At 42.4% G+C, this 11,909-nt stretch carries 8 protein-coding genes; 5 read left to right on the top strand and 3 right to left on the bottom strand.

The window, feature by feature from the left end:
- Positions 1-28: 28 nt before the first annotated feature.
- The 3 genes from GSQ74_RS14675 to GSQ74_RS14665 form a co-directional block, all read right to left on the bottom strand.
- Positions 29-1,066, bottom strand: coding sequence for a family 43 glycosylhydrolase (locus GSQ74_RS14675; RefSeq protein ID WP_158994550.1), 1,038 nt, complete (start codon positions 1,064-1,066; stop codon positions 29-31).
- A gap of 220 nt (positions 1,067-1,286) precedes the next feature.
- Positions 1,287-3,617 carry a TIM-barrel domain-containing protein gene (locus tag GSQ74_RS14670; protein ID WP_158994548.1) on the bottom strand — a complete coding sequence of 777 codons (2,331 nt, stop codon included), beginning with the start codon at positions 3,615-3,617 and terminating at the stop codon, positions 1,287-1,289.
- An 11-nt stretch (positions 3,618-3,628) separates the two neighbouring features.
- Positions 3,629-5,656, bottom strand: coding sequence for an alpha-L-arabinofuranosidase C-terminal domain-containing protein (locus GSQ74_RS14665; RefSeq protein ID WP_158994546.1), 2,028 nt, complete (start codon positions 5,654-5,656; stop codon positions 3,629-3,631).
- Between the two features lie 474 nt (positions 5,657-6,130).
- Here GSQ74_RS14665 and GSQ74_RS14660 point away from each other — a divergent pair, with 474 nt between their 5' ends.
- Genes GSQ74_RS14660 through GSQ74_RS14640 form a run of 5 tightly spaced genes read left to right on the top strand, consistent with a single transcriptional unit; the run spans position 6,131 to position 11,908 of the window.
- Entirely contained in the window at positions 6,131-7,294 is a 1,164-nt protein-coding gene (locus GSQ74_RS14660) for an ABC transporter substrate-binding protein (protein WP_158994544.1), read from the top strand.
- Positions 7,291-8,439, top strand: coding sequence for a CaiB/BaiF CoA-transferase family protein (locus GSQ74_RS14655; protein WP_158994542.1), 1,149 nt, complete (start codon positions 7,291-7,293; stop codon positions 8,437-8,439). The genes GSQ74_RS14660 and GSQ74_RS14655 overlap by 4 nt, the downstream gene beginning before the upstream one ends.
- The gene (locus tag GSQ74_RS14650) at positions 8,436-9,587 is read left to right on the top strand and encodes a CaiB/BaiF CoA-transferase family protein (protein WP_158994540.1); all 1,152 of its coding nucleotides are present in this window, start codon (positions 8,436-8,438) and stop codon (positions 9,585-9,587) included. The genes GSQ74_RS14655 and GSQ74_RS14650 overlap by 4 nt, the downstream gene beginning before the upstream one ends.
- Positions 9,577-10,839: an extracellular solute-binding protein gene (locus GSQ74_RS14645; protein ID WP_158994538.1), complete on the top strand. Its 1,263-nt coding sequence runs from the start codon at positions 9,577-9,579 to the stop codon at positions 10,837-10,839. The genes GSQ74_RS14650 and GSQ74_RS14645 overlap by 11 nt, the downstream gene beginning before the upstream one ends.
- Positions 10,823-11,908 carry a Gfo/Idh/MocA family protein gene (locus tag GSQ74_RS14640; RefSeq protein ID WP_158994536.1) on the top strand — a complete coding sequence of 362 codons (1,086 nt, stop codon included), beginning with the start codon at positions 10,823-10,825 and terminating at the stop codon, positions 11,906-11,908. Before GSQ74_RS14645 ends, GSQ74_RS14640 begins: the two co-directional genes overlap by 17 nt.
- Position 11,909: the final 1 nt, after the last annotated feature.

Raw genomic sequence — 11,909 nt, 5'->3', positions numbered from 1 at the left:
TTTCTATCAGAGGCTTCATGCAAATTTGCTATTTGTCGTCTGCAATTATTCTGGCTTCGCCTGTCTTAATATTTAAGGCCCATGGTTGTGGTTTAGGAAGCCATATCTTACCATCACCAATCTCTAAAGGCATCCACAGATAACGGGAGTCCCACTGTGTTTTGGGTTTCCATATATCACCCATAAAAATCACCGTGGTTTGCTTGGTGCCTACTACTTTTATCAGCATGGTTGATTGTGCGCCGTACGTATTTGTCTCGGGTGGTGCAATATCCTTAAAATCACTCCAGGGGCCAGATAACGAAGTCGCGGTGGCATATTTATTAGGGTTGGCTGTCCAGCCTGTTAACGCCGAACCTATGGCATAATAAAGGCCCTTATAATGAACAATAGCACCGCCCTCCATATGCGCCGGGATAAGACTCATTTCTTTTTCAACAGTCAAATAATCTTCAGATAGTCTTGCGATTCTAAAACCAAAAGGCCGGTCTTCAAAAACCAGGTAAGGGGTGCCGTCGTCATCAATAAACTGTCCAATATCCCGGCTCTCGTGACCAAGGGGACGAAAGGTATGGATAAACTTAAAGGGACCGGTGGGTTTATCGCTGGTTTCTACGCCAACCCTGGCATAAGCATAACCACTGGCAATTTTTCCGGTTACAGGGTCTTTTACCTCCCCGTCAACATGCATATACATTACATACTTTTTTGTTTGTTTGTTGTAATATACTTTAGGGCGCTCAACCACCCAATGTACTAATACAGAATCCGGCCTGGATATTTGAATATCATTTTTAAATACCCAGTTAACCAGATCCTTGGATGTATAACAACTTACATAACGATAATTGGTGTCTAACCCTTTTCTACGTTCCTCGCCATACCAATAATAGCTGCTCCCAACTTTTATTATACCTCCACCATGCGCTTGTATGTGATTACCCTGCTCATCGGGCCATACTTCGGTTGGCTTTATGGTATCATTTTTTGATTGACCAAAGCTTGAGTTGGAGGCCAGAATTACAAGAAAAATTACAGCCCCCTTGATTTTTGATGAAAATTTCATTTATGATTAAAACTAATTTGATTTAGTTGCTAATTAATAGAAAATAACTCAAGCACATGGGGGGGCATAAAGTCAAATCAGGGGGAGGATTTTAACGTTTCATTATTGTTACTGTCTGATTACAGCAACTAAACCTTATGTTTAATGAAGCGTGGCTTCATTGTATCTTATTTTGTATAAATCTCTTTAATGCGCGGATGTCGGAGCATCGGAGAAATGATTATAGCTGTACAATTTTAATCTTTCCTTCATAGCTAATGATTTTATCGGGTGTGCCCGTATCTAAACCGCTACCGTGGCCCGGGCCGACCAGAACAAGATCAAATGTTCTTTTTTTAATCATACCTGTAAATGCGCCTTGCTGATCATTAATGGTTAATGTTCTAGCTTTATCGTTCCAAGTAAAATCTATCGTAGCATACTGGCCTTTTTCATAATTGTAATTGTCATTTTGATCTTCGTACAACGTGAATTTACCGTTGGCACCAGGATAAATACGTATCGTTAGGTGATCCCATTTCTTTTCAGTGGCATACTGAACCTTCGGCCCCCATGGAATGATCGATCCCGCTTGTACATAAAGCGGCATGATGTCAATAGGTGTGGCTCTTTCAATGTTTTTACCTCCGCTGGTAACATCCCCGGTCCAGAAATCGAACCATTGCGTACCGGCAGGTAGATAAATGCTTTGGCTTTTAACACCTTTTTCAGTAACCGGTATAACCAGGAATGATTTGCCGAACATAAACTCACTGTTATTTTCATAACCCTGCTTATCCTGCCCGAATTCGGAATATAAAGACCGGATAATGGAGCCGGAATTATGGGTTACATTCCAGGCGGTTGCATATAAATACGGCAATAAATGATAGCGCAGGTTTATAAATTTTTCCTGTACATCAAATGCCCAGTCACCACGTTTACCAAACTGGTAAATTTCGCGTGGAATATCTGTTCCATGTGAGCGCATCATTGGCGTAAAAGTTGCAAATTGCATCCACCGCACATACAATTCCTGAAAGTCAGGATTCTTTGCGCCGCCACCATTCACGAAAGCGCCTGCAAAAAAGCCTCCGATATCGCCATTCCAATAAGGAAGCCCAGTAAGCGAGAAATTCACCGCCGCGGGTATTTGTTTCTTTAAAGTAGGCCAGGAAGACCCTACATCACCGCTCCATGTATTTGCGCTATAGCGTTGCTGACCAGCAAATGCCGACCGGGTAAGCAGGATCACCCGTTTTGAATTAGTAGTTTGGCGCTGATGTTCATACACCCCTTTGGTGTGTTCCAATGGAAAGGCATTTTCAACGCTTCGAAAAGTACCCAGGTAGGTCGGCTGGTCAAAATCTGCTTCTTTAACGTTAATATGATCCGGTTCGGTAGAATCCAACCACCATGCATCAATTCCCAATGAAAAAATGCCTTTGTTAAGAAAACGCCAGTAAATATCCCTGGCTTCAGGATTATATACATCGTAAGGTTTGGTATTTGCGCCCGGCGGCCAGGTATCAAAATTAATGAGCATATTTTTCTGTTTAAACTCCTGATATTGCGGCGTTTTAGGGGCAAAACCGGGCCACGAAACAATAAACAAGTGCGCTTTTAGCTGATGCACACTATCGACCATTAATTGCGGTTTAGGGTAAGTAGAAGGATCAAAACTCATAGCATTCCAATTGTCATCTTTACCCCAGTATTGCCAATCCTGAACAATGCCATCGAGCGGTACCTTAAGTGCACGATATTTTTTGACTACATCCACAAGTTGATATTGCGTTTTATAGCGCTCCCTGGATTGAATGAAGCCATAAACCCATAACGGCATCATAGGTGCCTGGCCGGTAAGATCGCGCATCCGGGCTACAACACCATCAGCACCCGGGCCATACATAAAATAATAATCGGAACAATCGCCGACTTCAGAGTCAAATGAGGTTTCCTGAATATTATCAGTGAATGTGGTTGGTGAATAGTTATCCCAGAAAACACCGTATCCTTTTACGGAATTAAAGAACGGAATACAAACCTTCATGTTTTCCTGGCGTAGGTATATCTTTTGACCGCGTTGATTAAGTTTGCCATTTTGTTGCTGACCAAGTCCGTATATAACTTCGTCCTTATCCAATAAAAAAGCCTGCCTCACACTATAAGTCGCTTTGTCGGCATCCTTAACCGGTGTAAACTGTGTACCGTAATCTTTCTCGGTAAATAATGACACACCGCTTATTGTCGCGAAACTAATACTGCCTGTCTTTAAATTAAGTTTAGCTTGAATTGATTCGCTTTTTATGGTAACGATATTATCCTGATCGCTAATATCCAAACGAGTGTTCTGCGGCTTTTTAATAACGGAAAGACTTTCTTTCTTCAATACAGTTCCTTCCGGTTGTTTAAGTATCCGAACTATATCAGGAGAAAAAAACTGTACCTCAACATCCATAGATTGAATATTGGCTTTAACACCGAGGTCTGTACGCTGGTATGATTGGGCCAGCACATTTCCCGCAAAGGAGAAAACAATCAGAATGCAAAGGCTAATTCTATAATTCATTTTTATCAACTTTAATATGTGTTCAATTCAATTACATTGACAGAATAAGGTGCAAAACTCCTAATAAATTCTTTTTTGATACCTGAAATATTTGTAGTAACCGGCACTATGTTTTTAGGGTTATCAATAGAGTTGGTATCGTCAGGTCCGTTACCTTTTAAAACTACCAGCGTGCCATTACCTGTAACCCTAATTGGACCATTAAGGATTATTGTAACCGGTTGCAGTGTTCCTGAAGTATTTACTACTTTCAAAAAAATCTTATTTCTTTTAGTGTCCCTGGTAGCAACATAAAATAATGCGGGAATGGCCTTTGGCAAAGTACCGGCTGCAATTTCCTTCTTGTTGGGATTCCGCATTTGAGTTGGTATATATTCACCAATAACCGATACTATCTTGTTACCCAAATAATTATTAAACATTTTTTGTGCATAATAAGAAGGGGAGCCAAAGCTATTGATGGCATTATATCCGATCAAATCTGAGTCCCACTGCCAGGCTCTCGGACTATGATCCGTTTTCGGGTTTATATTTACAAAAAGCGGGGCATAGCATGACCGTTGAACTATATCAGCATTTCGCTCCATTCCCGTCATCCATGCTGCATCGCCTAGGGCTGCATTCATATTCGTAGTCGGCGCGCCTTCACGGGTGGCCCATTCACCTACAAACACCTTTGGACTGGTTAAGCGATTATAGCGATCATAGTGACCGGCATCTTCTTCCATTTCCCAGGCCGTACGATAGTAGTGCTCATCAACCATTTCGGGTTTTGAACTCACAACCTTTCCCCTGTCAAAATCTGCAATAGTTGAAATGCATCTCAGCTGTGGATATTTCTGATTAATTGCCGTCCGGAATTGATTAAAACGGCCATCATAACTCAGCGACTTGTCAAACCAATCCTCATTGCCGATCTCAATATCTGTAAGTTTAAAAGGCGCAGGATGCCCATCCTGTGCACGTTTTGCCCCCCACTTACTGGTAATGGGGCCTGTAACATATTCAATTTCGTCTAAAGCGTCTGCAACATAGGGTTCCAGCAATGGTCCCGGCTCAACATGATCACCACGGAGTGAATATCCTGCATAAACCGCCAGCAATGGTTCAATTTTTAAATCTTCGCACCATTCCAAAAATTCAAGCAATCCCAATCCATCAGAGGCTCGGTAACCCCAACAACCCGGGTGCCCGGGGCGTTGTTCAAGCGGCCCCAAAGTAGTTTTCCACGGAAAACGGCTTCCGAAATAATCGCCTTCCAGGAAATTACCCCCAGGGAACCTTAAAAACGTAGGTTTCATATCTGCCATCAACTGCATCAGGTCAGTACGGTTACCATTAGGGCGGTTATGATAAGTTGGTGGAAATAAAGACACCAGATTAAACCAGTACGACCCAACTGTGCTGGTTGAAATTACAAAATGGGCCGATGAGGTAGGTTTTACATCTCCATTAGTGGTTAATTGCACTGCATATTTTGTCCAACCTTTTTTGCTTAACACAACTTGTGATGAGGCATAGGTGATAGTTCCATCATTACTTTCGATGCTCACGACCAATGGGGCACCAATCGTATCTGTTTTTACATAAAAAGATGCTTTATAAATTGTATTAGGTTTTACCGGAATTCCCCAGAATCCTTCATTTGCCAAACCAGTCCTTCCATCCCCACCGGAAACCGTTAGTTTTAAGCAGGTGGTAAGTGCATCATTAATTGAATTACGGGACTGCTCCCAGGGGACATTTAACGGATCTGCACCAATTAAGTCGATCGACCCCTTGCCTCCACGATCCAGCACCAAGGACCACCCATCGGGTGAATTGGGATTATCTTTAAAAATGCGGTTACGTATCAGTTCAGCATATAGGCCGCCATCGTAAGAATGATTGATCTCTTCCGTCATTAGCCCATAAAGCTTAGGACTAACATCAACATTTGATTTATTAAAATCTAAAGTCAATTTCGGGGTTTGTCCCTTCAAATTATTTATGGCAAATAGCAGCAATAATGCAGTGATGATGCAAGGTACTTTTCTCATTAGGATTTTAAAAATGGTTTATAATTGTTATTTTAACAATTATTTTATAAAACGAACATAGGTGAATTATTTTATAAATACAAAAAATAATCAATATTTTTATCAAAGTAAAAAATAGTTAATTTAAAAGGCAGAACACAACTTTAATTGTAAATAAAACACTACTTAACAACAAGTCAATATAATATCATCACCCACCCCGACCTTACTGCGCTGCCATCCTAAATTAATAATCTATTTCAATACTAACCTTACCAATAAATCTTTACTGTCAGGAACGCGTTAATTTAACGTTTCGGCTTCTATGGTAACATCGTACAATGCCTTGCACAGATTATACAGGGCATCAACCTGCTTTCCGAATAAATTTGCTATTTATCGCTAACCAATTAAATCCATGCCTGCATGGGTTATAGCAGATAACATCCATGCAAGTTGTGCATACTGTTTAACAGAGATGAATAATAATCACATATGGCCGAAAATACTTTTTTAAAGGGGATAACCTGGAATCACAGCCGTGGCTTTGTGCCAATGGCCGCTACAGCGCAACGCTTTTCGGAGTTAAACCCTTCGGTAACTATTACCTGGGAGAAACGCTCGTTACAGCAATTCGCCGATCTGTCTATCCAACAATTGGCGGAACGCTATGACCTTTTAGTGATTGACCACCCATGGGCTGGATTTGCCGCGAAAACTAAAAGTATCCTTCCGTTTGATGAATATTTACCAAAAGAATTTCTGGCCGATCAGGCAACAAATACAGTTGGTCATTCTTACGAAAGCTATAATTACAACGGCCGACAATGGGCGCTGGCTATTGATGCCGCTACCCCTGTTGCAGCAAGTCGACCAGACTTATTTGAAAAACATGGCCTTGCATTACCGAAAACTTATGATGACCTGCTTCGGTTAGCTAAAAAAGGATTGGTTGCTTTCCCCGCTATTCCAATTGATTCATTAATGACTTTTTATACTTTTTGTTGTTCCCTGGGTGAAGATCCTTGTCAGCAGCACGATGAAGTGATTAGTGAAACAATCGGGATAAAGGCGTTGCAAATGTATCGCGAACTGGCTTCATATATCAAGCCTGCTTGCTTTAATCGTAATCCTATACAAACCTACGAAGCTATGACTTTGGAGGATGAAATCGTTTATTGTCCTTTTGGATACGGTTATTCCAACTATTCGCGCAATGGCTATGCGCGCAAGCTGTTGCATTTTCATGATATGATAACACTTGATGGTAAAACAAATCTACGCAGTTCACTTGGTGGTACGGGTTTGGCAGTTTCGTCAAATTGCCAAAATGTGGATGTCGCCATGCAGTATGCAGCATATGTAGCTTCTGATTTTTGCCAGCGCGGATTGTATACTGATAACGGCGGCCAACCCGGTCATTTATCGGCCTGGACAGATGAAGAAAACAATCAGAAAACGCACAACTATTTCCATAATACTTTACCGGCGCTGCAACGTGCCTATTTAAGGCCCCGTTACTTTGGTCATATGTTTTTCCAGGATCATGCTGGTGATGTGGTTCGTAATTACCTGATGCAGGGTGGCGGTGAAAAGAATATTCTATCGCAATTGAATGACCTTTATCAGCAATCAACGCTAAAAATACAAGCCTTATGAAACCACTGGAAGGTTTGCTGGTACTTGAATTTGCGCAGTTTATGGCTGCCCCAACAGCGGGTTTACGCTTAGCCGATCTGGGGGCACGTGTCATTAAAATTGAGCGACCGGTTAACGGTGAATCCGGACGACAAATTGCCATCCGCAATATATTTATTGATGGCGATAGCTTGGTTTTCCATACCATTAACCGTAATAAAGAAAGTTATGCTGCCGATCTGAAAAACCCGGCGGACATGGAACGCATTAAAAAAATGATCCAGAAAGCTGATATCATTACTCATAATTTTCGCCCGGGGGTGATGGAGAAGATCGGTTTGGATTACGCATCGGTACAAGCAATTAACCCTCGCATTATTTACGGCGTGGTTACCGGGTATGGAAGCAAGGGGCCATGGGCTTCACGCCCGGGACAGGATCTCTTAATTCAATCGTTATCGGGGTTAACTTATTTATCAGATACCTCCGACGCGGGCCCTGTACCATTTGGTTTGGCTACCGCAGATATTATTTGCGGGGCACATTTTGTACAAGGGCTACTGGCTGCTTTAATAAAACGAGCCAAAACAAATACCGGTGCGCTTGTTGAGGTGAGCCTCATCGAATCGGTACTCGACTTGCAATTTGAAGTATTGACCACCTATTTAAACGATGGCGGCAAATTACCACAACGCAGCAGCGTAAAAGGCAATGGACATGCTTATTTGAGTGCGCCTTATGGCATCTATAAAACAAAAGATAATTACCTGGCCTTGGCCATGGGCGATCTGCACCATATAGGAAACGCCATAGGCTGTGATTTAGAGGAAACTTATACCAATAAAACCCAATGGTTTGAACAACGGGATGAGATAATGGCCTTGTTGTCCGAAAAACTAAAAGATAAAACTACCGGCGAATGGCTAAGCAAACTGGAAGCCGAAGGCATTTGGTGCTCAGAGGTTTTTACCTACGAGCAAACTTTACAGCACGAAGGCTACCGGGTTTTGGGCATGCAGCAAGAGGTTAAACTGCCTGATGGTGGAGACCTGACTACTACCCGCTGCCCTATCCGCATTAATAACAACAAACTTTATAGCGATATAGCTGCACCTAAACCAGGCGCGCATACAGCAGTGATCAATCATCAATTTAACTTGCTATGAAGCCACTTGAAGATTATTTAGTTATTGATTTCAGTCAGTTCCTTTCAGGGCCATCGGCAAGTTTAAAACTGGCCGATTTGGGTGCGCGGGTAATTAAAATTGAGAAGCCAGGCACGGGCGATATTTGCCGCCATTTATATACTTCGAATGTGATCATGAATGGTGAGTCATCTGTATTTCATGCCATCAATCGTAATAAAGAAAGCTTTGCTGCTGATATTAAAAATGAATTTGATAAAGAGCAAATCCGGGCTCTGGTAAAGCAGGCCGACGTGGTAATGCACAATTTCCGCCCCGGAGTGATGGAACGCCTGGGCTTTGATTATGAGCGTGTAAAACAAATAAATCCTTCTGTTATTTATGGTGAAATTTCCGGTTATGGTAATGAAGGCCCGTGGAAAGATAAACCGGGCCAGGATCTGCTGTTACAATCATTATCGGGATTAACCTGGTTAACAGGCAATGCCGGTTCGCCGGTGCCGATGGGATTGTCAATTATCGATATGTTGGCTGGTAATCATTTGGCACAAGGAATTTTAGCTTGTTTGTTTCGCCGCACCATTAGTGGTGAAGGCGCTTTTGTACAGGTAAGTATGCTTGAAGCAGCTATTGATTTTCAATTTGAAGCCATCACGACCTATTATTATGACGGCAAGTTACCCGAGCGGTCTGAACATAATAATGCCCATGCGTATTTGGGTGCGCCTTATGGGATATATAAAACCGATAACGGCTATATCGCGCTAGCAATGGGTTCTATACCCCAACTGGGTGCTTTGCTTGGCTGCGATGCGTTGCTGGGTTATGCTGATGGTGCAGAAGCATTTAATAAACGTGATGAGATCAAAGCTATACTTGCAGCACATTTATTAAAAGGCACCAATGAGCAATGGCTCGGTATTTTGCAGGCGGCTGACATTTGGTGTGCTGAGGTATTGGCATGGGACCAGTTGATGCAAAAAGAGGGTTTTAAAGTACTGGATATGTTGCAAGAGGTAGGCATGAGCGATGGATTTAAATATCAAACTACCCGCTCCCCCATCCGCATTGACGGTGAAGTACTGAAATCACCCAAAGGCTCGCCAAAACTCGGCGAAGATAATAAGCATATAATATCCCAATTAATAAACCGGCAACATGGCAAGTAATGATTCTTTCAGGATAGCCGTACGCAAATTCGGCCCGTTTGAAACGGCATTACAAAAGCTGTGGGATAGCTATTGCGCCGAAACCGGCTGCAAACTAAAGGTCGAAATGGTGCCTATGGATCTGGATGACCTTTATGAAGCTATAATTGGCAAACACGGTTTAAAAAATGGCGATTGGGATATCGCGCATGTAGTTACTGATTGGCTTTTTGAAGCCTGGACAAGCGGAGCGCTCGAGGATTTGCAGCCTTACATTAATCATAATCCGCCGGATGATTTCCCTAATGGATGGAGCAAATCATTGTTGTCAATGCAGCAATTTGGGGATTCCATAGTGGGATTGCCTTTTCATGATGGGCCGGAATGTTTAATCTATCGTAAAGATTTGTTTGATGATAGTAATGAGCAGCAAAGGTATTTCGACCAGTTTGGTAAAACATTGCAGGCACCACAAACCTGGGATGATTTTAAAACCGTTTCGCAGTTTTTCACCCGACCAGAAGATAACCTTTATGGGACGGTTTTTGCCGGTTTACCTGACGGGCATAATACCGTGTTTGATTTTTGCTTGCAGCTATGGACGCGCGGTGGCGAACTGACAGGCAAAAACGGACAGGTAATAATCAACACAAAAGCTGCTGCTGAAGGGCTTGCCTTTTATCGGGATACCTTACGTGATAATACTATGATCCATCCAAACTCTATGCAGTACGAATCGGTACAAACAGGTATGGCTTTTGCCCGTGGTGAAGCTGCCATGATGGTGAATTGGTTCGGTTTCGCATCAATGTGCGAGGTGATCGATGAATCTAAAGTTAAAGGTAGAGTTGATATTGCCCCGATACCATGCACGGCAGGGAATGAATCAGCTTCATTGAATGTATACTGGCTATACACCATTGGTTCGGGCAGCAGGCACAAACAGGTGGCTTATGACTTTATACGTTTTGCTACAAACCGACGGAATGATAAATTATTAACATTAGAAGGCGGCATTGGTTGCCGTATTTCAACATGGAAAGATAGCGGCGTTAATGCTATTATCCCCTACTATCATAAACTGGAAAAATTGCACCAAAATGCACGATCGTTGCCGCAAAAAGCAAACTGGTCGCAAATAGCTAAAATAATTGATGAGGTTGTGCTGCAGGCCATTAATACCGATACCCCTATTTACCGTTTACTTGAAGCGGGCCAGCAAAAAATAAATGCTATTGATAAAACATCACTAAATTATGCAAATACCCTATAAACCCATATTGCCCAAAAATGCACCGCCTATAGTAATTATTGGGGCAGGCGGAATTGTTGGCGATGCCCATTTACCTGCTTATAAAAAAGCCGGTTTTAAGGTGACAGGTATAACGAACCGAACCCGCCCTAGGGCCGAAAAACTGGCGGCGCAATTTGATATTGCCAATGTGTTTGATACGGTTGAAGAGGCTGTTGCCAACTCGGCTCCTAATACGGTTTACGATATTACCATTATGCCCGAGCAATTTGTTGAAACATTAAACAAATTGCCTGACGGTGCCGGTGTGCTTATTCAAAAACCAATGGGCGATTACTTCTGGCAAAGTAAAGAGATACTGGAGGTCTGTCGCCGTAAAAAACTGGTGGCCGCTATTAATTGCCAGTTGCGGTTTGCACCATTTGTAAGTGCTGCCCGCTATTTAATTGAACAAAGGTTAATTGGTGAATTATATGACATGGAAGTTAGGGTCACTTTAGAAACGCCCTGGGAATTATTTCCGCATGTGATGATCCATCCACGATTGGAAATACAGTACCACAGCATTCATTACATCGATTTGATGCGGTCATTTTTAGGTGATCCGCGTAGCATAATGGCTAAAACATTGAAACATCCGGCTAAAACGTTGTCTTCCTCCCGCTCAACTATTTTATTTGATTACGGTGATACCATACATGCGGTTATCAATACTAATCATGATCATTCCTTCGGGCCGCATAACCAGGAAAGTTTTATTAAATGGGAAGGCACCAAAGGCGCGATTAAAGCCCGCATGGGTTTGCTGATGGATTATCCGCATGGCGTGCCAGACAAGTTTGAGTACTGCATTATTGAAAAAGGTAAAGCACCGGAATGGACGGAAGTTAAGCTGGAAGGCTCCTGGTTTCCTGATGCTTTTATTGGCACTATGGCAAGCCTGATGCGCTACAAAAATGGCGAGACTGATATTTTACCAACCAACGTTGAGGATGTGATAAAAACTATGGCGGTGGTTGAGAGTGCTTATATCTCCAGCGACACCGGTGGTGTGGTTGTAGCAGACAGATTTATTGATAAACAATTATAAT

It is taken from the genome of Mucilaginibacter sp. L196 (assembly GCF_009765905.1).
In the GTDB taxonomy this organism is placed as follows: domain Bacteria; phylum Bacteroidota; class Bacteroidia; order Sphingobacteriales; family Sphingobacteriaceae; genus Mucilaginibacter.
This window is presented reverse-complemented; position numbering and strand designations above follow the sequence as displayed.

Excerpts from the sequence above, each read along its gene's own strand:
- GSQ74_RS14670 (WP_158994548.1), bottom strand. The coding sequence starts at position 3,617 with ATGAATTATAGAATTAGCCTTTGCATTCTGATTGTTTTCTCCTTTGCG.
- GSQ74_RS14675 (WP_158994550.1), bottom strand. The coding sequence starts at position 1,066 with ATGAAATTTTCATCAAAAATCAAGGGGGCTGTAATTTTTCTTGTAATT.
- GSQ74_RS14645 (WP_158994538.1), top strand. The coding sequence starts at position 9,577 with ATGGCAAGTAATGATTCTTTCAGGATAGCCGTACGCAAATTCGGCCCG.
- GSQ74_RS14640 (WP_158994536.1), top strand. The coding sequence starts at position 10,823 with ATGCAAATACCCTATAAACCCATATTGCCCAAAAATGCACCGCCTATA.
- GSQ74_RS14660 (WP_158994544.1), top strand. The coding sequence starts at position 6,131 with ATGGCCGAAAATACTTTTTTAAAGGGGATAACCTGGAATCACAGCCGT.
- GSQ74_RS14665 (WP_158994546.1), bottom strand. The coding sequence starts at position 5,656 with ATGAGAAAAGTACCTTGCATCATCACTGCATTATTGCTGCTATTTGCC.
- GSQ74_RS14650 (WP_158994540.1), top strand. The coding sequence starts at position 8,436 with ATGAAGCCACTTGAAGATTATTTAGTTATTGATTTCAGTCAGTTCCTT.
- GSQ74_RS14655 (WP_158994542.1), top strand. The coding sequence starts at position 7,291 with ATGAAACCACTGGAAGGTTTGCTGGTACTTGAATTTGCGCAGTTTATG.